Raw genomic sequence first — 21,044 nt, 5'->3', positions numbered from 1 at the left:
TATTCTGCCACGCTTAACGGCGGCGACTCCACCTAGTAGGTTGGTAGGAGTCATGGAAACAACACATTCGCCCTTCAATCCGCACACCCCCGATCTGACGGAGGGTCTCAATGAGCAGCAGCGGGCAGCCGTCGAGCACATCGGTTCGCCCCTCCTGATTGTTGCCGGCGCAGGTTCCGGCAAGACCGCCGTGCTCACGCGCAGGATCGCCTACCTGATGCGGCACAGGGGGGTCCACCCGGGTGAGATCCTGGCGATCACCTTCACCAACAAGGCGGCGGCCGAGATGCGCGAGCGGGTGGCGCAGCTGGTCGGTCCGGTGGCCGACCGGATGTGGGTGGCCACCTTCCACTCGGTGTGCGTGCGCATTCTCCGGCAGCAGGCCCAGCTGGTGGAGGGGCTCAACACCAACTTCACCATCTACGACTCGGATGATTCTCGTCGTCTGCTGTCGATGATCGCCAAGGATCTTGAACTGGATATCAAGAAGTTCTCGGCCCGAACGCTGGCCTCGGCGATCTCGAATCTGAAGAATGAACTCATCACGCCGCAGTCCGCCCTTATTGATGCCGAGCGCACCCACAATCCCTTCGAGGGCGTGGTGGCGCGGGTGTTCGTTGAGTATCAGAGCAGACTGCGCACGGCGAATGCGGTCGACTTCGATGATCTCATCGGAGAGGTGGTCCGGATATTCACGGAGTACCCCCAGGTGGCGGAGCACTACCGTCGTCGTTTCCGCCATGTGCTCATCGATGAGTACCAGGACACCAACCATGCACAGTATGAACTGATCGCGAAGCTCGTGGGTCGACCCGAGGACAATCCCTCCGAACTGTGTGTCGTCGGTGATTCCGATCAGTCTATCTACGCCTTCCGCGGCGCCACCATCAGGAACATCGAGGAGTTTGAACGCGACTTCCCCAACGCCCGCACGATCCTGCTGGAGCAGAACTACCGCTCGACGCAGACGATCCTCTCCGCGGCGAATGCGGTGATATCCCAGAATGACAACAGGCGACCGAAGAATCTGTGGACCGCACTTGGCGAGGGCGAGCACATCATAGGCTACGTCTCGGACAATGAGCACGATGAGGCACGTTTCATCGCCTCGGAGATCGATACCCTCGTCGACGGGGGAATGAACTACTCCGATATCGCGATCATGTACCGCACCAACAATTCCTCCCGTGCCCTCGAGGACGTATTCATCCGCACCGGGGTTCCCTACAAGGTAGTCGGGGGTACGAAATTCTATGAGCGCAGGGAGATCCGTGACATCATCGCCTACCTCCGCGTGCTGGAGAACCCGGATGACACCGTCAACCTCCGGCGCATCCTGAACACGCCGAAGCGCGGCATCGGCGACCGTGCACAGGCATTCATCGCCCTGCACGCCGAGAACAACCGGATCGGTTTCGGGCAGTCGCTTATCGACGCCGCCGCCGGCCGGGTCGACCTGTTGGGTTCCCGGGGTCGGAACGCGGTGGGCAAGTTCAACGACATGATCTCCGCCCTGAAGGCGGAGATCCCCGGAATGGTCAACGAGCTCACGGGGATGCCAGACATCGGTCAGCTGATCAGCCGGATACTCGATGTCACCGGATACCGGGCGGAGCTGGAGGCATCGAATGATCCACAGGATGGTGCACGCCTGGACAACCTCAACGAGCTGGTGTCCGTGGCCAGGGAGTTCTCCTCGGATGCGGCGAACCGGATGGCCTACGACGCTGAGGAGCCCGGAGACGGCGAGCCGCAGCCGGGAAGCCTTCAGGCTTTTCTCGAGCGTGTCTCCCTGGTGGCCGACGCGGATCAGATACCCGATGGTGAGCAGGGCGTCGTCACGCTCATGACACTGCATACGGCAAAGGGCCTGGAGTTCCCGGTCGTGTTTCTCACGGGATGGGAGGACGGCCAGTTCCCCCACCTGCGTTCGCTGGGAGATGCCGCGGAACTGGCCGAGGAACGCCGACTCGCCTATGTGGGGATCACCAGGGCGCGGCAGCGGCTCTACCTGACGCGGTCGATGCTGCGCAGCTCCTGGGGAAATCCTGTGACCAACCCCGCGTCCAGGTTCCTCCAGGAGATTCCCTCGGAGTTGATCGACTGGCGACGTGAGGAGCCTCAGAATACCTACGCCTCCGCCTGGGCACCGCCGACCAGACGCAGGGAGCAACCCGTGCGGACGAGGAACAAGTCGCTGGAGCTGGCGGTGGGGGACAGGGTCAACCATGACAAGTACGGACTGGGAACCGTGATCGCCGCCGATGGCACCGGTCCCAGGGCCACCGTCACCATTGATTTCGGTTCCTCCGGAAAGGTGCGTCTGATGCTCATCGGCGGCGTGCCGATGGAGAAGCTCTAATCGCGGTAGCCGGACATGTCCGCCCTCGGTGTGAGGATCCAGCCGATCGCCGCGGAGACCCCGGGAGCGACGACCACGAGTCCGAGGATGAGCAGCCAGGCGGGCTCGATGAATCCGAGGGAGCCGTAGCGCAGCGTGTGTCCGGCATCGTCACCGAGGCTGTGGGAAGCGTTGAGGATGGCCGCGATGTGGCCGGAAACGAGTCCGAGCAGCCCGGCTCCCAGGGCGCATAATCCGCCGAAGAGCGCATTGGCGAGCCCGCACAGATTCGGAGGGGCGCCCACGGCATCGAGGACAATCCGCTGTCCCCTGATCTGCTGCGCGGACAGTGCCAGCACCAGCGTCATCACCACGATGACCAGTGCGGCCAGTGCCGTGGAGAGGACACGGGCACCGGAGCCGTCGTCCAGGGCCCAGGTGGGAAAGGAGAGTGCGACCCCCGCCGCGGAGCCATTGATCATTTCGCCCAGCTGCTGTTGCCGTTGTGCGCCCACCGGCTGCTCCGCGCGGAGGAGCGCTCCCAGGTACTCCGGCTGGCCGTCGAGTTCGGCGAGGGCATCCCGGGTCAGCAGGGTGTCCTGCATCAGGACAGGGAGCACGGGACGCCTCTGAAGATCCGCGGTTGCAGTGGCGGCGGGCTCAGGACGATTGGGCAGGTACTCCAGCAGCGAGTAGACCACCGAATCCTCGGGTTCGGCCTGGATGGAAACCAGCGCGGCGGAACCGGAGAGGTCGGCCTCGCCGGCGCGGAAGAATTCCAGCAGCTCCGGCGACGCGAGCAGCATCGGGGAGTTGAAGGCATCCGATAGCCCGGATACCCAGCTGCTGTTCGGGTCGAGGTCCGAGATGGGTTCAAGGGTGGACCAGGATTCCTGATTCCGCGCCCCGTAGACATCGACGCGGTGGGTCCGCCCGAGCACCGACTCCACAGTGGAGACGGAGGCATCGAGATCCTCCGGCATCCCGTTCTCTAACGCCAGCATCATCGTGCCGTCCGGAAAGACCGATTCGGTGGCGACGATGTTCGCCTCGGAGTTGGCGCGATCTCCCACCGATAGCACGGTTGCGATGAAGATGATCGAGCCCAGGGCCGCGATGGCGGGAATGGAGCGAAGCGACTGGCGCAGCAGATCCCGTGAGGCGAGTCTCAGTGCGAGCCCACCCCGGAGTCGACCGATCAGCCAGATCAGCGCCGGGGCCGTCGCAGCCACCGCGACCACCGCGAGCAGCGTGCCGATGATGCCGGCAATCTCCCGCCAGGCTACGTAGCCGGTTTGAAAAACTGTCCGGGACGTGGCTGTGAGCGAAAGGTAGAGGAAGAGGATCCCCAGCACGGTCAGTGTGACGGGGCCGATTCCCATCCACGGTCTCCACCGCATGATTCGGTCCGCTCCGCCGCCCTGAATCCCGCGCACGATGCTGGAGCGGCCGGCGATAAGGGCGGGAAGGAACGCCGCTGCGGTGGAGGCAGCCACCGCGAGGGCGAACACCGCGGCCAGGCTCAGCCAGGGGATGGTCAGCGGCCATTGCGGATAGGTGAGTATCCACCACAGCGAGGTCCCGATTCCTCCAAGGAGCACACCGACGCCCGCGCCGCTGACGCCGGCAAAGAGACCGTAGACCAGCACCGCCAAGCGGATGTGTCCGGGCGTTGCACCCTGGGACGCCAGCAGAGCGAATGTTCGGGTCTGCCGTGAGGCGGAGATGGTGAACACCGGCGAGATCAGCATGAGGGCGAGGAAGGCCACGATCACTATCGGAATGGCCCACACCGCCGCCAGCAGCACGTCCCCGAACCCGGGTGACGGGCGCTCGTCGGAGAACAGCGGGACTGCCTCGCTCGGCGGCGGGTTGTCGATGGCGTCCTGCGAATTGACAACAAAGCCCACGGCGTTGAGTTTGAGAACGTCATCCCAGGTGAACGCTTCCGGACCCGAGATGACCCAGCTTCCATAGAACCCGGTCTCGGCGGTGCTGGAGTACCGCTCAGGGGCAAGGAGGGTGGGTTCAGCCACGAGAGCGGTGCCCGAGGGGGTGACGCCGGCGACGCGAACACTGGTGCGCTCGTCCATTGTGAGAACATCGCCGACCCCGGCTCCGAGGTCATCGAGGATCCGTTTCGGGACGAGGATCTCCCCGGGTGCCGGCGCCTGGCTGCTGTTGTTCTGGGTGAGAAAGATGTTCTCGGAGTTCTGCCCGAAGCTCGCCCTCACGCTTCCGCTCAGTCGGAGCTCAACCGTGAAGCCCTCGGGCAGGTTCGAACGTAGGAGATCGTACTCGCTACTCTGTGATACGGCGGGCTCGCACTGGAACAGGTGTCCGTCAACCGACTGTTCGCAGGATCCGCCCGAGTAGCTGGCGGTGGTGCGGGGGCTGCCCAGGAATGATGCGGCGGTTTCCGATTCCGATGAGATCATCCCGATTGTCACCAGTGCGACGGGCACCGCAACCAGCAGGATGGCGGCCAGGGAACGCAGCGGGTGTCTGAGCACGTCCCTGCGGGTGGGACGGGTGGCGGAGGCGAGGACACTCATTTCTGAATCACCCCGTCGCGAACCAGCACGGTGCGATCGGCCCAGGCGGCGAACCGAGGTTCGTGGGTGACCAGGATCCCTGCGGCGCCCGCGTCGATACGCTCACGGAGGATCCGCAGCACCCCTTCGCCGCTGTTGGTGTCCAGGGCACCTGTCGGCTCGTCCGCGAGGAGCACCGAGCGCGGCCCGATCAGGGCACGGGCGATGGCGACACGCTGCGCCTGACCACCGGAGATCTCATCGGGGAACCGATCCGACATTCCCCCGAGGCCCACCTCCTCCAGAGCGATCTCCACGGCCCCGCGGGGTTGGACACCGTCCAGCTCCAGTGGCAGACCGACGTTCTCCCCCACTGTGAGGGTGGGTATCAGATTGTAGTTCTGGAAGACCACGCCGACCTTTGTCCGTCGGGCCCGGGCCGCGCGGGCGGGACTGAGGTGGGAGACATCCACGCCGTCGATGAGCACGCGACCGGAGGTGGGCCTCTGAAGCAGGCCACCGACGTTGAGCAGTGTGGACTTTCCGGATCCCGAGGGGCCCATCACGGCGATGAGCTCTCCGGGTTCAACAGCCAGGGAGACGTCATTGAGCGCGATGACTCGGCGGGCTCCCTGCCCGAAGATGCAGGAGACGCTCTGGAGCTCGAGCGCCGCAGGGATGGTGCTGATCATTTCTTTTCCTCACTGTCTTCCGGAGTGTCCAGGGATTCGACGCGGTCCAGCCATCTGGCCTGTGACTCCAGGTCGAGGATCCGCCGCTCGGTGAGGAGGCGGTCCGTGGTTCGGGTATCCGGCAGATCGCGGGCGTGCCGGTTGAGTCTGCGCAGATCCGACATGATCGCCTCGCGCTGGGAATCGAGGAGCCTGATCAGATTGACGTCCCGGCGTCTCACGGCGAGGCTGACCTTTGCCACCAGCTCGTCGCGTTCGGCCAGAGGCTGGATGACGGGAGAGTTGAACCAGTTCTCAATGACCTGGTGTCCTGATTCCGTGAGGGTGTAGGTCTCGGCACTGTGCCCGGTGACTCCGGTGACGGTTCCCGCAAGTTCTATGTGTCCATCGCGCTGGAGACGACCAAGGGTCTGGGTGACCTGGCCCATGTTCAGGGGCCATACCCCCGAGGTGGAGTCGGCGAATCGGGACTGCAGCTGGCTGGCCGAGCCGGGCCCGTCCAGAAGCAGTACCAACAGGGCGTGCTTGATCGACATGTGGGTTCCTCCGCGTTGGATGGGGGAGAGAGGTTACCGGGTAACCATCGGGAAGCTTACCCGGTAATCATTTCCCTGTACAGCCCTCGGCGGCAAGTGAACGCGGACGTGAAAAAAGGGACAGTCCAGCCGGAGCTGAACTGTCCCTTGGAACCGTGCCTGAGAAACTAGAGCTGAATGCCGTGTTCGGCGAGCCAGGGAGCGGGATCGATGGGGCCCTGGCCGGCGGGGTGAACCTCGAAGTGCAGGTGTGAGCCGGTGGAGAAACCACGGCTTCCCATTCCCGCAATCTTCTGCCCGGCGGTGACAGTCTGACCGACGGCGACGTCGATGGTTTCCATGTGGCCGTAGACGGTGATCGTTCCGTCCTCGTGCCGCAGGCGTACCCAGTTGCCGAAGCCGGAGGCGGGGCCGGCGTCGATGACCTTACCGTCCATGACGGCGACGATCGGGGTTCCAATGGCATTTGCGATGTCCACACCGTTATGGCTGGTACCCCAGCGGGCGCCGAATCCTGAGGTGTAGGAGCCCTCGGCAGGTTTGACGGCATGTGGCGCCCGTGCCTGGAGATCCGCCTGGATACGGTTGGAGTTGAACTCGATCGCCTGGGTCAGCTGTGAGCCGAGGTTGGCCACCGGCTTGAACTCGGAGATCGACAGGATCTGCGGCGCGGAGCTGGTGCCCGCGAATTCCGCGACATCATTTGATGCCAGCTGGTAATTGACATCGACGGGGGCGTTCTCCGCCTGGGTCGATGCTGCCACCGCTCCGCCCGCGCCTGCGGTGGAGACTGCGCCGGTTGCGACTGCGACGAGGGCTACGCGACCTTTGGTCGTCTGAGACGTGGTCTGCTTGCGGTGCTTGCCACCCCGCCGGGTCTGCTCCTGCATTTAGCCTGCTTCCGTCTACTGTCACCGCCCACCGCCGGCCTGAATGAAGAACCGGATTATAAAGCCTGGGTGAGTTGAATTGTGACCATCTTGTTATCTACCGGAAGTAACACTAGCCGGAAGAAATCGATGGGGCAAGTGAAATACCGAATTTCTTTACAAATCCACTGTCGGACAACCGTATTCGTCCCGCCGTGCCGTTACCAAACCTTTAGGTCGCGCCATCGCCACAAACCGTCCTTGACGTGGCACAGTTGTATGCGATGAGCAAGAATAACAGCCCGCAGGCGAGGCCCGGACCGATTCGACGTCGCCGAGCGAAAACCCAGACATCGACCGCTGCCCCGACGAGGGATATCAGGCAGTCGAAGCTTCGCCGTTGCGTTCCCGCGATCCTGATTCCGCATGGCGTGGCGCTGCTGCTCGTTCTCATTGCCGCGGTTGCCTCCCTGATGTTCACCGACACCTCGATGGTTGCTCTCCCGGCGACGATCGCCCAGTTGTGGCTGGCCCTGAACCTGAGTCCCGTCAGCGGGAGCGGTGAGATCGTCGGAGTCATGCCCATGTTGCCGGCTCTTGTGCTCGCAGGGGTGATCGCGCGCCGCGTCCATGGACTGGTCAGGGAGCGGGCCAGCCTGGTTGACCTGGGGATAATTACCACCACGGTGCTCGCGGTCCCGCTGGTGCTCACTCTCGTGGCGGTGCTGATGCTTTACGACGCCTCCGAGGTCCTTCCCGTCGGCCCACCACCGGCCGCGTCGTCAGTGGGCCGCGTCCTGTTGCTGCACGCAGCAGCGCTTGTCCTCGGCATGGGATCACGGTTGTGGCGTGCCCTGGCGCGTCGATACGGGGTACCGGGCTGGTTCGTTGACTCCGCCGTCCAGGGGATGAGATTCCTGGGCGCCTTCGCAGTTGCCTCAGCCGTGATCGTGGCGGCGATGCTGGTGGTCAACCACCAGGAATTCGCGGCGACGCTCAGCGGCTTCGGCGAGGCCGGTGCACCGTTGGCACTGATCGTGCTCAGTCTGCTGTACCTTCCCAACATCGTGGTCTACGGAATGGGAATCCTCGCCGGTGCACCCCTGTATTTCGGCGAGGCCTCCATAAGCCTGTTCAGCGTCCGTCTGGTCCCGCTGCCGCCTCTGCCGATCCTCGCCGCCCTTCCCACGCAGGCTCCCGTCTGGGCGATGGCGCTGCTTGTTGTGCCCGCGGCCATCGCCATCCACGTCAGCCTCAAACACCCCCTGAAACTACCCGTCCAGGTCGTCGCAGCCCTGTTCAGTGCGACCTTCTTCGTCGTGCTCGCCCTTCTGGCGGGGGGACACCTCGGTGTCTACGGCCGCGTGGGACTCAACCTCTATGCAGCATTCGGGCTCCTTCTCTGCTACCTCCTGGTCGTTGCCCTGCTGATAGCGGGTCTGGACCGCCTCCGCTCAGCCACGGCAGAGGAGCGGAGACGCAAGGCGGACACCCTGGACCAGGTACCGGCAGAGCAGGTCGAGGCTCCCGAGCACACCGAGAACGACCACGATGCGCAGGACGAGGCTCCCGAGCACACCGAGCACACCGAGAACGACCACGATGCGCAGGAGGAGACTCCCGAGCACACCGAGCACACCGAAGTCGACCACGATGCGCAGGACGAGACTCCCGAGCGATAACATGGGTCTGTGAATTCTGACTCACCGACCAAGATTGTTGTGCTCGCATCGGGGGCGGGAACGCTTCTGCAGTCCCTGATCGATTCCCAGGGAAGTTACCGTATCTGCGGAGTGGTCTCCGACGTCAATTGCCCCGCGATGGAAAAAGCTGCCGCCGCGGGACTCCCGAGCGCCGTCATCGGGCTCGGCCCGGACCGCGAGGCGTGGAACGTGCAACTCGCCGATCAGGTCTCAGCGATGGGCCCGGATCTGGTCGTGTCGGCGGGATTCATGAAGATTCTGGGATCGGGTTTCCTGGACAGGTTCCCAGACCGGATCATCAACACCCATCCCGCGCTGCTGCCCTCCTTCGCGGGGGCGCATGCCGTCCGCGATGCGCTCGCCTACGGGGTGAAGGTGTCCGGATCGACGGTGCACATCGTGGATTCCGGAGTGGACACCGGGCCGATCATCGCGCAGGAGGCCGTCCAGGTGATGGAGGGCGATGACGAATCTCGACTGCATGAGAGGATCAAGCGGGTCGAGCGTAAACTTATAGTGAAAGTCCTGAACAGCGCCGAGGTCACGCGGACTGGGGACGGTATACAACTCAACTGGAGAGGCTAAACCTTCATGAGCGACGATCATAAGGTAATCAAGCGCGCACTGATTAGTGTGTATGACAAGACCGGCCTGGAAGATCTGGCCGCTGAGTTGCATCGCGCCGGGGTGGAAATAGTCTCCACCGGCTCCACTGCGGCGAAGATCGCGGAACTGGGCATCCCCGTCACCCCGGTTGAGGAGCTGACGGGTTTCCCCGAGTGTCTGGAGGGACGGGTCAAGACTCTCCACCCCAAGGTACATGCAGGTATTCTCGCCGATACCCGGAAGGAGGACCACCTCAGGCAGCTGCGTGAGCTCGAGGTGTCCCCGTTCCAGCTCGTGGTGGTCAATCTCTATCCCTTCGCGGAGACCGTAGCCTCCGGAGCCGATTTCGACGCCTGTGTCGAGCAGATCGACATCGGTGGCCCCTCCATGGTCCGCGCCGCCGCGAAGAATCACCCTTCGGTTGCGGTGGTTGTTTCCCCGAACCGCTATGAGGATGTCATCGAGGCCGTCCGCTCGGGCCAGGGATTCTCCCTGAGCGAGCGCACCAAGCTCGCCGCGGAGGCGTTCCGCCACACCGCGACCTACGACGTCGCGGTTGCCACCTGGATGAGTGAGCAGCTCGCCGCTGCAGATACCGACACCGAGTTCCCCGGTTGGATCGGCACCACCAACACCCTGGTCCGTACCCTGCGCTATGGGGAGAACCCCCATCAGTCCGCCGCGCTCTATGTCAACAACACCCGTGGCTTGGCACAGGCGGAGCAGTTCCACGGCAAGGAGATGAGTTACAACAACTACACCGATTCCGATGCCGCATGGCGCGCGGCATGGGACCAGGAGCGGCCCTGTGTCGCCATCATCAAGCACGCGAACCCCTGCGGTATCGCGGTGTCCGATGAGTCGATCGCGGCCGCGCACCGAGCCGCACACGCTTGTGACTCGGTGTCCGCCTTCGGTGGGGTGATCGCGGCGAACCGCGAGGTCAGCGTGGAGATGGCCGAGCAGGTGGCGGAGGTCTTCACGGAGGTCATCATCGCACCCTCCTACGAGGAGGGTGCGGTGGAGATCCTGAGCAGGAAGAAGAACATCCGTATTCTCCAGGCCGAACCGCCGGTACGTGACGGATTCGAGTCCAGGGAGATTTCCGGCGGACTCCTGGTTCAGGAACGCGATCTCATCAATGCCGAGGGCGACAGCTCGCGGAACTGGACCCTCGCCGCGGGTTCGGCCGTGTCGCCCGCGGTGCTCCGGGATCTGGAGTTCGCCTGGACCGCCGTGCGTGCGGTGAAGTCCAATGCCATTCTGCTCGCCAAGGACGGTGCCACCGTCGGCGTCGGGATGGGGCAGGTCAATCGGGTGGATTCCGCCCGTCTGGCCGTGGACCGCGCCGGTGCGGAGCGGGCCGCGGGTTCAGTCGCCGCGTCGGACGCCTTCTTCCCCTTCGCGGATGGCTTCGAGGTGCTGGCGAAAGCCGGCGTCACCGCCGTGGTCCAGCCCGGTGGATCCATCCGTGACTCCGAGGTCATTGAGGCCGCAAACAAGGCTGGTGTGACCATGTACCTGACCGGTGCCCGCCACTTCGCGCACTGACCGACCGGAAAGATCCGCCCAGCCGGTGGCCCGAAACGGCCACCGGTTGTCCAGTTTCCGCGTAAGAATGAGACTATGCCTGAATTCATCACCGGCCCCGCGGTGCTCTTCGCCCCCGCGGGGCGCGCGGAGATCATCCCCAAGGCCGCGAGTCGAGCCGATATGGTCATCCTCGACCTCGAGGACGGCGCCGGGGAGGTCGATCGACAGATCGCCTATTCAAACATTCTCAACTCGGGCCTGGATCCCGCGCGCACTATCGTCCGCGTCGTAGGTCCGGGGGACCCGCACTTTGCCGAGGATGTGGCGATGGTCCGTTCCAGTCCCTACACACTTGTGATGGTGCCGAAGATCAGCGGTGCTGTACCCACGGGGCTGGACGGCCTCAATGTGATCGCCATGATCGAAACGCCGCAGGCGGTGGCTGGTATCGCCGGTATCGCGGCGCATCCGGCGGTGGTGGGACTGTTCTGGGGTGCGGAGGACCTCACGCACCTGCTCGGAGGCACGCACTCGCGTTACCTGGCCGATGAGGCGGGGGAGGGCACCTACCGCGAGACCATGAGGCTGACGCGGGCACTCATGCACATTCATGCCAGTGCGCACGGAAAGTTCTGCATAGACGCCATCCATGCAGATTTTCACGATGAGCGCGGCCAGTACCTCGAGGCCGTGGATGCCGCGCGGTCCGGGTTCGCCGCCTCGGCGTGCATCCATCCGGCCCAGGTGGAGACGATTCGCAGAGCCTATGCCCCCGAACAGGGACAGGTCGAGTGGGCTCGTCGGGTGGTGGAGAAGGCCACGGGCTACCCGGGTGCCTTCACCCTCGATGGCCAGATGATCGATGCACCGTTGGTTTCCCAGGCCCGGCGGATTATCGGGCGTCTGCCTGCTTGATCAGTTCGAGGGTCTTCTCCACCCGGTTCTCCGGCAGCGGGGCGCCGAGGACGGCCAGGGAGGCGTCGGCAAGCATGATGGCGATGTCCGGAAGACTGTCATCGGTGAGCGGGCAGGGGACCGTTCCGTCGTTGGGACGCATCTCTATGGCGGACATGGTGATGTGGAAGGGGAGCTCGGCGCGGGGATCGTCTCCGACGATCTCCTGAGCCAGGGAGGTGAAAATCCCGATCAGGCCCTCGCGGTCGGCGTGGTACTCCGCGAACTCGTCGGAGGCGACGATCGGCAGCTGGTAGAGGCGACCGACGTTCCACTTCGTTGACAGCAGGAGGCGGGCCTCGGCGGCGACGATGGCCCACAGGCGGAGTTCGGGACGTGCGTCGAGTGCACTCAGATCCTCGGCGAGCATGATCGAGGGCTCGACGGTGGACTTCAGCAGGGTGAGAAAGATTTCGCTCTTCGAGGGAAAGTGATAGTAGAGGGAGGCCTGGCGGATCCCCACGGCATCCGCGATCTGGTGTGTGGATGTGGTGGCGAAACCCTGGCGCGTAAACAGCTCTGCCGAGGCGTCAAGGATCTCCTCGCGGGGATTCTTGCCGGCCCGTCGCGGAGCTGACCTCCGGGGGCGTCCGACTGCTCCTGCCATGACCTGTTGACACTTCCTTCGATTGAAAAAGATTTAGAACGACCGATATAAAGACAGTTTCAAAGATTCTAGCCCTGAGTTATCCCGCTTCACCATTCAGGGCACCGCTTCAGAGCGGGATGCCGTTTCTTCGGGCCACTGAATCCATGACATTGGACAGCATCCTGGCTGCGGCTCCGAAGGTGGTTCGCTGCAGCGCGGGCATGTCCCAGGCGGTCGCGTCCTGATCGTGGATGTGGTCCATCCAGCGTTTGGACTGCAGCTCGAGTCCCGCCTTCCACACCTGGGTCAGGTAGTCAACCTCGTCGGCACTGAGGAGGTCACCCGCCTGTGCCAGCCGCTCCGCGGTTGTCGGCGCCAGTGAACCGGCGCTGTATGCCGCCCAACGGGCTATCTTGACCGTCGGGATAAGGAGGTTCTCGCGGATGCTGACGGCGTGGTCGAGGGAGGGCAGTCCGTCAAGCACCTGCAGCGTCGGGGGCCGGGAGGCGATGGCGTCGGCAAGCAGTGCGGCGGTGTCCACGTTCGCGGTTTTCGCCGCCCAGGTACCGGCATCCAGGAACACGGCCGCATCCTCACCCGAGCGCGCCCGCCGCTCCCACTCCCGGCGGGTGGCGAAGCCGATGGGTTCGACTGTGAATCCCAGGTTCGCCAGCATTGCCGCAACGGGGATCGCGGGGTCGGCGTCCGTGGGCTTCTCGACGACCGCCAGCCACCTCACCGGGGAGGTGGGGAGCGCGTCACCGCGTCCCACAGGGCCGGTGAGGACAAGGGTGGCGTCGACGCCGGGGGAGTGCAGGGCGTCGGTGATCAGCCGGGAGAACCAACCGGCAAGCTCCGCGGGGGACTCACCGTGGTGGAGCGCGTTACCGAGCAGATCGAGCGATTCGGTGATCACTCCGCGCACGGTGGCGAAGTCTGCGCACAGGGGTGCGCTTTCGGATAGATCGGTCAGTGAGGGGTGCAGCACGATGGAATTATCCTCGGAAGGTTAAGAGTGAGTTAGCTGTCTCTTCTAAAGAAACTACACGGTGGATCCATGCAGAAACCACCTGGTCCCGGTTAGGGGATCAGGTGGTCTCGAAAGTGCGCTGTTTTCGTTTCCCAGTCCTAGCGGCTGGTGAACGGCAGGAGAGCCATTTCGCGTGCGTTCTTCACGGCTGTCGCGACCTCGCGCTGCTGCTGCGGGGTCAGACCGGTGACGCGGCGGGAACGGATCTTGTGGCGGTCGGAGATGAACTGACGAAGGGTGTTGATGTCCTTGTAGTCCACCTTCTCGATGCCCGCTGCCTTCAGCGGGTTCTTCTTCGGGCGGCGGGTCTGCTCAAGGCGGATCCGCTTAGCGTTGTTACGCTGCTTCATTGAAAAACTCCCTTACCAGCTGGACTTACGAACGCCGGGAAGCTCACCGCGGTGAGCCATCTCGCGCATACGGACACGGGACACACCGAACTTGCGGAGGAAGCCACGGGGGCGACCATCCTTGGCGTCGCGGTTGCGGACGCGGATCTGTGCGGCGTCGCGGGGCTGGCGGTTCAGTTCGAACTGCGCATCCAGGCGATCCTCGTCAGAGGTGTTCGGGTTACGGATGATGGCCTTGAGCTCTGCGCGACGCTCCGCATAGCGGGCGACGATTTCCTTGCGCTGCTCGTTCTTGGCGATTTTTGACTTCTTAGCCATGAATTATCGCTCCTCGCGGAATTCGACGTGCTTGCGGACCACCGGATCGTACTTCTTCAGCGTGATACGGTCCGGGTTGTTGCGCTTGTTCTTACGGGTGACGTAGGTGTAACCGGTGCCAGCCGTAGACTTCAGCTTGATGATGGGGCGGATATCATTACGTGCCATCTTTAGATTTTCTCCCCACGTGCGCGAATCTGAGCCACGACGGCTTCGATGCCGTCACGGTCAATGACCTTCAGGCCCTTGGTGGATACGGTCAGGGTGATGGTACGGCCCTCAGAGGGGACGAAAAACTTCCGACGCTGCACGTTGGGGTTCCAACGGCGTGACGTGCGTCGGTGCGAGTGTGAGACAGACTTGCCGAAACTCGGCTTGCGTCCCGTTACCTGGCAATGTGCCGACATAACTTTCTTTCTCCTAGCCGCCCACATTCAACTAAAAGACGCGCCGCACCGGGGGATCCGGGGCGCGAGCATGCCAGCTGACGGGGCGATAACGAATATTTACGACAACAGCAAGGGACAAGTTTACAGATGGAGGTGAAAATCACCTAATCCCGTACCGATTCCGGGTCAGGGGCGGGCCACATTGTGTGAGCGGGCGTGCTCGACCGCGGAATCCAGATCATCGAAGAGATGGTGGGGGTGGCGCAGCGAGCGGATCGCACCGAGCACCCCGAGCACATGGATGTGCTCCTTCCGGACTCCCTTGATCAGTACTGTAACTCCCCGCCGCTCCAGAGCGGTGACGAGCTCGGCCAGCTGGTGGGCCCCCGTGGCGTCGATCATCTGCAGCTGGGACAGCCGGAGGATCACCACCTCGACGTCCCTGTGGGCGCCGATGTCCTCGAGGATGCGCTCGGCGGCACCGAAGAACAGTGAACCCTCGATCCGGAATAGTGCAATCCGTTCATCGCCGTCGACCGCGGGCCCGGGCAGTGTCTCACGGTACAGCCCGGTGTCCAGACTCATTCTGCGCAGCATGAAAAACGCCGCGGCCGCGATCCCGATGCCGACGGCCACGACCAGATCCACGCTGATCGTGATCACCGCCGTGACCATGAAGACGATGGCGTCGGAGCGTGTGGAGCGCAGCACCCTGGATATGACCTCGGGGGAGACCATGCGGGTCGCGGTGATCATCAGGACGCCGGAGAGTGCGGCCAGGGGAATCACCGAGACGACGCCGGCGGCCAGATAGACGACGGCGAGGAGTACAAGAGCGTGCACGCTTGACGACGCCCGCGTCCGGCCCCCGGAACGCACGTTGACGGCGGTCCGGGCGATCGCACCCGTGGCGGGCATACCGCCGAAGAAGCCGGCACCGATCGACGCCAGGCCCTGCCCCACCAGTTCGCGATCCGCGTTGACGGGGCCTGTGTCAGCCATTGATGCGGCGACCCTGGCGGAGAGCAGCGACTCGATGGCGGCCAGGGCGGCCACCGCGCACGCCGGTCCAATCAGGTTGCGGATCAGCTCGGGACTGATCTCGGGCAGCCCCGGGGCCGGAAGCGAGCGGGGCAACGCACCGATGGTGTCCAGGGGCAGGTGCAGTATGAGGCCGATCAGTGTGACCGCGACAATGGCCACGAAGCTGCCGGGGACCCGCGGTGCCAGTTTCCCGAGCAGCAGCATGATGGCCGCCACCGTGACAACGATGGACAGCGGCAGGAGTGCGCGGGGCCATCCGGTGTGGAGAAGGGAGTGGAACGCGGCGAGGAGGGTGTTCGTCGGGAGATCGCCGGTGTACCCCACCGCGGCGGGAACCTGCTGCATGAAGATGATGATGCCGATTCCCACGGTGAATCCCTCGATCACCGGCCACGGAATGTAGCTGACCGTTCTGCCCAGCCTCAGTACCCCTGCGAGCACCACGATCAGTCCCGCCATGATGCTGACCAGCGCGACGGCTCCGACACCGTGTGCATGGACGATGGGGGACAGGACGACGACCATGGCGCCCGTGGGTCCGGACACCTGGACATTTGAACCCCCGAAGACCGCCGCGATCAATCCGGCGACGATGGCGGTGATCAGTCCCGCCTCCGCGCCGACCCCGGAGCTGACCCCGAAGGCGAGTGCCAGGGGCAGTGCGACGATTCCGACCGTGATACCCGCGGTGACATCTGACTTCCAGGTGTAGCGCAGGAGCTGGTAGTCGGAGGCGGAAGGAAGCAGGGAACGCCATTGCCTATTCATTGGCGGGACCCGCGAATCGGGGAAGGGTGGACACCGAGGAGAGCTGCTGACTGGACTTCTCGAGCATGGCGTTGAGCAGAGCCCTGGCTGTGCTGAGGAGATCGGCGACCTGGGGATGGGCGAGGCTGTAGGTGACGGCGTTCGCGTTCCTTACCGATATCACCAGTCCGTACCTTCTGAGCACGGACAGGTGGTGGGAAAGATGTGAGGCCTCGAGCTCCGTGGCCGCGATCATCTGGGAGACGGTGGATTCATTCTCGGCGGCGAGGATCTCAAGTATCCGTATGCGGTAGGGGTGCGCCATTCCCTTGAAGAGGTTGGCCTTGCGTTGGTACAGCGGTAGCTGCTCGGAGGTGAACATGTGGGCCTCTCTGAAATGACCATATGATGGATACATCATATGGTCATTGTTTGGGGGCCACAACCACCGATGTCCGCGCCCCGCCCGCGCTGATTTTTTCTCAGGCCACCAGGGGTGTAGGGTATTGGAGGTTCATCACCCGCCGATGGGTGATGCATACTTAACGAACCCAACTCGGGCACGATCCGTGATCTCACGGAACCGACCTGATGTTTCTATCCTGAGGGAATCGAGAGTAAATGAAGAAGGACATCCACCCCGACTACCACCCGGTGGTCTTCCGCGACGCAGGTACCGGTCACCAGTTCCTGACCCGTTCCACCACCTCCAGTGACCGCACCGTCACCTGGGAGGACGGAAACGAGTACCCGCTGATCGTCGTTGACGTCACCAGTGAGTCCCACCCGTTCTGGACCGGCGCTCAGCGTGTCATGGACACCGCCGGCCGTGTCGAGAAGTTCGAGCGTCGCTTCGGCGGCATGGCTCGCCGCAAGAAGAAGGCATAGGAGGAAGACCCATGGCAGTTCCAAAGCGCCGTTTGTCCCGCGCCAACACCCGTATGCGCCGCTCCCAGTGGAAGGCCGACAATGTCGCCCTCCAGGAAGTGAAGATCGACGGTCAGACCGTTCGCATCCCGCGCCGTCTGGTCAAGGCCGCACAGCTGGGCCTCGTTGACGTCGAGCAGTTCTAGCAGCACACTTCACGCCCTCCGGGCTGAAGTTCAATAGCAACCGGGTACGCTCAGTTTTTTGACTGGGCGTACCCGGTTGTATTCTGTACTAGGTGGTAAATTCGACGAAACCGGTTTTAACTTCGATGGTTCGCCGGCAGGGAAAGCACCGTGTATTGGAAACGCTGCGGTCCGATGCCTCTGTGTTTGGGATGGGTTGGAAGAAATGAAGATTCTGGTCGTGGACGATGAGCAGGCCGTGAGGGATTCCCTGCGGAGGTCGCTGGCGTTCAACGGATATACGGTCGCACTCGCCGAGGACGGCGTGCAGGCGCTCGACATGATTCGCCGGGAACAGCCGCACCTGGTCATCCTGGATGTGATGATGCCCCGGATGGACGGGGTCGAAGTGTGCCGCACCCTGCGCAGCGAGGGCGACAAGCGCCCCGTTCTGGTTCTGACCGCCAGAGACAGCGTGTCCGACCGCGTGGGTGGTCTCGATGCAGGTGCGGACGACTACCTGGCGAAGCCCTTCGCTCTGGAGGAGCTGCTGGCACGGGTTCGTTCGCTCATTCGCCGTTCGGCGGCGGAGCCGTTCACCGCGAACAACGTTGAAACGGAGCTCACCTTTGAAGATCTCGTCCTCAATCTGAAAACCAGGGATGTGAGCAGGGGTGGTCGGCCGATCAGCCTCACCAGGACCGAGTTCGCCCTATTGAACATGTTCATGCGGCATCCCCGCAAGGTTCTGTCGCGCGCCGATATTCTCGAGGAGGTGTGGGGAAATGAGGCGCCCAGCTCCGGGAATGCTCTGGAGGTATTCATCGGCTATCTCCGAAAGAAAACCGAGATGTCCGAAGGGACGGAGGCGAGGAGCCGGCTGATCCACACCGTTCGGGGAGTCGGTTACGTTCTCCGACAAACGGTTTCGTGAGCCTGAGGCGGGAATTCCCACCGCCGGAAATCGCGGAGGTGAACCCCGAATCACCTGAAGCGGAGCAGGAGGGGTGGAGCTACACCGCCTCGCTCCGGTGGAGGCAGTCGCTGCTGAGCGCCACACTGGTCGCGTTCTCCGTCGGTATCATCACCGTGGCGGCGTACTGGACGGTGTCGGAGTCTCTGACCTCCTCCGTTGACAGCGAGCTGGAAAACAAGGCCCAGGCGATGCTCTCCCGCGCCTACACCTTCGATTCCGTCCCGGAGATCGACTCGGAGATAGCGGCGTTGAAGGCCTACAACCCGGATATCCGTGTGGCCGTCGCTCCCGCGGGGTGGGAGTACGTGGTCGGTGACAGCATCGCGCTCCCGGGGGATTTCTTTATTGATTTCTCCTACCCCGGGGTGAATTCCCTGTCCGTGGCCGGTGACAGGGTTCTGGTGATGCACGATGAGACCGGAGCGGCTGTCCTGGTGGCCAAGGACATGAGCGAGACCCGCCGACTGCTCACCTCCCTAGGTGTTGCGCTGCTGGTGATCAGCGGGATCGGGGTACTGGCGTCGATTCTTGTGGGGTTCAGCATCTCCAACCTCGGACTCAAGCCGCTGGTGCGCCTGCAGCAGGCGGTTGAGCGTCTGGCGCGCACGGATGAGCTGGAGCCGATCCGGATCGACGGCAACGACGAGATTGCCCGCTTGAGTAACAGCTTCAATGAGCTCATCGAGGCGCTCCGCGTCGCACGGCTGCGGCAGGCGCAGCTTGTCGCCGACGCCGGGCACGAGTTGAAGACTCCTTTGACCTCGATGCGCACCAATATCGAGCTGCTCATCCTATCCTCGAAATCGGATGCCCAGAGCATCACCGATCAGGACCGTGAGGATCTCGAGCATGATCTGATCGCCCAGCTCGAGGAGCTGTCCACCCTGGTGGGTGATCTGATGGATCTCGCGCGCGAGGAATCCTCCAACACACTGGAGCAGGTGAACCTCGATGAAATCCTGACGGGGGCGATCGAGAGGGCACAGCGCCGCCGTCATGATGTGAGGATCGAGCTGCAGCAGAGCACCGAGTGGTATCTCCTCGGCGATGAGTTCTCCCTGGGAAGAGCCCTGGTCAATGTGTTGGACAATGCGGTCAAGTGGTCACCGGAGGACGGTACGGTCCGGGTTCGCATGCAGCAGCAGAGTGAGAGCGAGGTGTGGCTGACGGTCTCCGATTCCGGTCCGGGAATTCCGGAGGAGGAGCGTTCCAGGGTGTTCGATCGTTTCTACCGGTCGGTGTCATCACGGTCCATGCCCGGCTCCGGGCTCGGACTCGCCATCGTCTGGCAGGTCATTGAACACAGTGGCGGTGTGGTCGGGGTCTCCGATTCCGACGACGGGGGCACCATGATCACCATCATTCTGCCCGGTTTCGCGGACCGGGAGCACCTGGGAACCATCGGCGCCTGAACGTTTAGCATTCTCACAATAAACATTCAGAATCATCCGATTGACCCGCCAGCCAGGGGGTTCATAATCTAATTCATGACAAACATGAACCCACACTCCCCGGAGCCTTCGGATGGACGCGCCGATGGTGCAGATGAAGCGCAGGAGACCTCCCGTTTTGACTCCGTGCGCAGCCCGTATCAGTCCGCGGGGGAGGGAACGCCCGCCCCGGATTCCCAGACCTGGACGAGTTGGGATGCTCAGCCGGTGGCAGATGCCCCGAAGAAGAAGGCCACGGTCGGGCTGCGGACGGCACTGGCTCTGATGGTTCTCGGATCGGTGGCCACGGGAACCGTGGTGGGAGTCGCCAGCAACAGGATAGGTTCCTCGGCTTCATCGTCGAGTGTTGTCAGCTCGCTGGATCAACCGAGCATGCAGCGGACCTCGACGGCGGAGCCCGGTTCGGCCGAGCAGGTCGCAAAGGCGGTGCTGCCTTCAGTGGTGTCCATCCAGGCGGTGACCAGGACGGCGGCCTCGGAAGGCTCCGGTTCCATCATCTCCTCCGATGGGTATGTCATGACCAATAACCATGTGGTTTCGGGTGCCTCACAGAGCGGTGTCCTGGAGGTGACCCTCGCCGATGGAACGGTCAAGCAGGCGGACTTCGTCGCCGGCGATGCCTCCACCGATATCGCGGTGATCAAGATTCGGGACGCCACGAATCTCCCGGTGATGGCCTTCGGTGATTCCAACGACCTCGCGGTGGGACAAGACGTCATGGCCATCGGTTCGCCGCTCGGATTGAGCTCCACGGTGACCACGGGCATAGTCTCCGCCATGAACCGTCCGGTGCGCGCCTCCGGTGAGGAGGGCGAATCCTCACTCATCGACGCGATCCAGACGGATGCGGCCATCAACCCGGGCAACTCCGGTGGGCCGCTCGTGGACATGCAGGGCAACCAGGTGGGGATCAACTCCGTTATCGCCTCGGTGTCATCCGGAGGTGACACCGCCGGTTCGATCGGGCTGGGCTTCGCCATCCCCGCAAACTTTGCGAAACGCGTGGCCACCCAGTTGATCGATTCCGGTGTGGTGACCCAGCCGATGATCGGCGTCCAGTTGGCGGGCAACTCCAACGCCGCCGGCGCGCTGATCTCTTCCGTTCAGGATGGCGGCCCGGGAGCCGCGGCGGGGCTGGCGCCCGGCGATGTGGTGACCAAGCTCAACGATCGCCCGATCGACAGTGCCGATGCGCTCATCGCCGCTGTTCGCTCGCAGAATTTCGGCGAGACGATCAGGCTCACGGTGACCCAGCAGAACACTTCCCAAACCCGAGAGGTAGAGGTTACTCTCACCAGTGAGTAGTTTAGTTGGTGAACCCCAGTCTGAA

The 21,044-nt window shown here is 63.4% G+C and carries 22 protein-coding genes; 10 read left to right on the top strand and 12 right to left on the bottom strand.

The window, feature by feature from the left end:
- Window positions 1-52 precede the first annotated feature (52 nt).
- Window positions 53-2,362, top strand: coding sequence for a DNA helicase PcrA (gene pcrA, locus B7E02_RS10825; RefSeq protein ID WP_080795990.1), 2,310 nt, complete (start codon window positions 53-55; stop codon window positions 2,360-2,362).
- Here pcrA and B7E02_RS10820 read toward each other — a convergent pair.
- The 4 genes from B7E02_RS10820 to B7E02_RS10805 form a co-directional block, all read right to left on the bottom strand.
- Window positions 2,359-4,896 carry an FtsX-like permease family protein gene (locus B7E02_RS10820; RefSeq protein ID WP_080795988.1) on the bottom strand — a complete coding sequence of 846 codons (2,538 nt, stop codon included), beginning with the start codon at window positions 4,894-4,896 and terminating at the stop codon, window positions 2,359-2,361. The genes pcrA and B7E02_RS10820 overlap by 4 nt on opposite strands.
- Window positions 4,893-5,567, bottom strand: coding sequence for an ABC transporter ATP-binding protein (locus B7E02_RS10815; protein WP_143336733.1), 675 nt, complete (start codon window positions 5,565-5,567; stop codon window positions 4,893-4,895). Before B7E02_RS10815 ends, B7E02_RS10820 begins: the two co-directional genes overlap by 4 nt.
- On the bottom strand, window positions 5,564-6,103 hold the full coding sequence (locus tag B7E02_RS10810) for a helix-turn-helix transcriptional regulator (RefSeq protein ID WP_080795986.1): 540 nt from the start codon (window positions 6,101-6,103) through the stop codon (window positions 5,564-5,566). Before B7E02_RS10810 ends, B7E02_RS10815 begins: the two co-directional genes overlap by 4 nt.
- Before the next feature lie 167 nt (window positions 6,104-6,270).
- Window positions 6,271-6,993 (bottom strand): M23 family metallopeptidase, encoded by a 723-nt coding sequence (locus tag B7E02_RS10805; protein WP_080795984.1) that lies wholly within the window; start codon window positions 6,991-6,993, stop codon window positions 6,271-6,273.
- 263 nt (window positions 6,994-7,256) lie between these two features.
- Here B7E02_RS10805 and B7E02_RS10800 point away from each other — a divergent pair, with 263 nt between their 5' ends.
- The 4 genes from B7E02_RS10800 to B7E02_RS10785 all read left to right on the top strand — a co-directional run bounded on the left by B7E02_RS10800 (window position 7,257) and on the right by B7E02_RS10785 (window position 11,729).
- On the top strand, window positions 7,257-8,654 hold the full coding sequence (locus B7E02_RS10800; protein WP_143336732.1) for a cell division protein PerM: 1,398 nt from the start codon (window positions 7,257-7,259) through the stop codon (window positions 8,652-8,654).
- Between the two features lie 9 nt (window positions 8,655-8,663).
- On the top strand, window positions 8,664-9,260 hold the full coding sequence (gene purN, locus B7E02_RS10795) for a phosphoribosylglycinamide formyltransferase (protein WP_080795982.1): 597 nt from the start codon (window positions 8,664-8,666) through the stop codon (window positions 9,258-9,260).
- A gap of 6 nt (window positions 9,261-9,266) precedes the next feature.
- Window positions 9,267-10,832 carry a bifunctional phosphoribosylaminoimidazolecarboxamide formyltransferase/IMP cyclohydrolase gene (purH, locus tag B7E02_RS10790; RefSeq protein WP_080795980.1) on the top strand — a complete coding sequence of 522 codons (1,566 nt, stop codon included), beginning with the start codon at window positions 9,267-9,269 and terminating at the stop codon, window positions 10,830-10,832.
- Between the two features lie 75 nt (window positions 10,833-10,907).
- Window positions 10,908-11,729 (top strand): HpcH/HpaI aldolase/citrate lyase family protein, encoded by an 822-nt coding sequence (locus tag B7E02_RS10785; protein WP_080795979.1) that lies wholly within the window; start codon window positions 10,908-10,910, stop codon window positions 11,727-11,729.
- Here B7E02_RS10785 and B7E02_RS10780 read toward each other — a convergent pair.
- The 8 genes from B7E02_RS10780 to B7E02_RS10745 all read right to left on the bottom strand — a co-directional run bounded on the left by B7E02_RS10780 (window position 11,707) and on the right by B7E02_RS10745 (window position 16,617).
- The gene (locus tag B7E02_RS10780) at window positions 11,707-12,375 is read right to left on the bottom strand and encodes a TetR/AcrR family transcriptional regulator (protein WP_080795977.1); all 669 of its coding nucleotides are present in this window, start codon (window positions 12,373-12,375) and stop codon (window positions 11,707-11,709) included. The genes B7E02_RS10785 and B7E02_RS10780 overlap by 23 nt on opposite strands.
- A 109-nt stretch (window positions 12,376-12,484) precedes the next feature.
- Complete coding sequence (locus tag B7E02_RS10775) at window positions 12,485-13,345, bottom strand: putative nucleotidyltransferase substrate binding domain-containing protein (protein ID WP_080795976.1); 861 nt, start codon at window positions 13,343-13,345, stop codon at window positions 12,485-12,487.
- 140 nt (window positions 13,346-13,485) lie between these two features.
- Window positions 13,486-13,737, bottom strand: coding sequence for a 30S ribosomal protein S18 (gene rpsR, locus B7E02_RS10770; RefSeq protein ID WP_080795974.1), 252 nt, complete (start codon window positions 13,735-13,737; stop codon window positions 13,486-13,488).
- 12 nt (window positions 13,738-13,749) lie between these two features.
- Window positions 13,750-14,055: a 30S ribosomal protein S14 gene (gene rpsN / locus B7E02_RS10765; RefSeq protein ID WP_080795972.1), complete on the bottom strand. Its 306-nt coding sequence runs from the start codon at window positions 14,053-14,055 to the stop codon at window positions 13,750-13,752.
- A 3-nt stretch (window positions 14,056-14,058) separates the two neighbouring features.
- Entirely contained in the window at window positions 14,059-14,223 is a 165-nt protein-coding gene (gene rpmG, locus B7E02_RS10760) for a 50S ribosomal protein L33 (protein WP_006063179.1), read from the bottom strand.
- A gap of 2 nt (window positions 14,224-14,225) precedes the next feature.
- The gene (gene rpmB / locus B7E02_RS10755) at window positions 14,226-14,462 is read right to left on the bottom strand and encodes a 50S ribosomal protein L28 (RefSeq protein ID WP_080795971.1); all 237 of its coding nucleotides are present in this window, start codon (window positions 14,460-14,462) and stop codon (window positions 14,226-14,228) included.
- Between the two features lie 168 nt (window positions 14,463-14,630).
- Complete coding sequence (locus B7E02_RS10750) at window positions 14,631-16,256, bottom strand: SulP family inorganic anion transporter (RefSeq protein ID WP_080795969.1); 1,626 nt, start codon at window positions 16,254-16,256, stop codon at window positions 14,631-14,633.
- The gene (locus tag B7E02_RS10745; RefSeq protein ID WP_080795965.1) at window positions 16,249-16,617 is read right to left on the bottom strand and encodes an ArsR/SmtB family transcription factor; all 369 of its coding nucleotides are present in this window, start codon (window positions 16,615-16,617) and stop codon (window positions 16,249-16,251) included. Before B7E02_RS10745 ends, B7E02_RS10750 begins: the two co-directional genes overlap by 8 nt.
- A gap of 239 nt (window positions 16,618-16,856) precedes the next feature.
- On the opposite strand from B7E02_RS10745, the gene B7E02_RS10740 reads away from it, so the two are divergent.
- From B7E02_RS10740 to B7E02_RS10720, 5 genes are all read left to right on the top strand, one after another.
- Window positions 16,857-17,123 (top strand): type B 50S ribosomal protein L31, encoded by a 267-nt coding sequence (locus B7E02_RS10740; protein WP_080795962.1) that lies wholly within the window; start codon window positions 16,857-16,859, stop codon window positions 17,121-17,123.
- Between the two features lie 11 nt (window positions 17,124-17,134).
- The gene (gene rpmF / locus B7E02_RS10735) at window positions 17,135-17,308 is read left to right on the top strand and encodes a 50S ribosomal protein L32 (protein WP_080795959.1); all 174 of its coding nucleotides are present in this window, start codon (window positions 17,135-17,137) and stop codon (window positions 17,306-17,308) included.
- A gap of 205 nt (window positions 17,309-17,513) precedes the next feature.
- Entirely contained in the window at window positions 17,514-18,221 is a 708-nt protein-coding gene (locus B7E02_RS10730; protein WP_080795957.1) for a response regulator transcription factor, read from the top strand.
- Complete coding sequence (locus tag B7E02_RS10725) at window positions 18,218-19,675, top strand: sensor histidine kinase (protein WP_080795955.1); 1,458 nt, start codon at window positions 18,218-18,220, stop codon at window positions 19,673-19,675. The genes B7E02_RS10730 and B7E02_RS10725 overlap by 4 nt, the downstream gene beginning before the upstream one ends.
- Before the next feature lie 75 nt (window positions 19,676-19,750).
- Window positions 19,751-21,019: a S1C family serine protease gene (locus tag B7E02_RS10720; protein ID WP_425429795.1), complete on the top strand. Its 1,269-nt coding sequence runs from the start codon at window positions 19,751-19,753 to the stop codon at window positions 21,017-21,019.
- Window positions 21,020-21,044 lie beyond the last annotated feature (25 nt).

The organism is Corynebacterium pacaense (genome assembly GCF_900169525.1).
In the GTDB taxonomy this organism is placed as follows: Bacteria; Actinomycetota; Actinomycetes; order Mycobacteriales; family Mycobacteriaceae; genus Corynebacterium; species Corynebacterium pacaense.
Note: the sequence above shows the minus strand (reverse complement) of the source record. Positions and strands in the feature narration are given on the sequence as shown.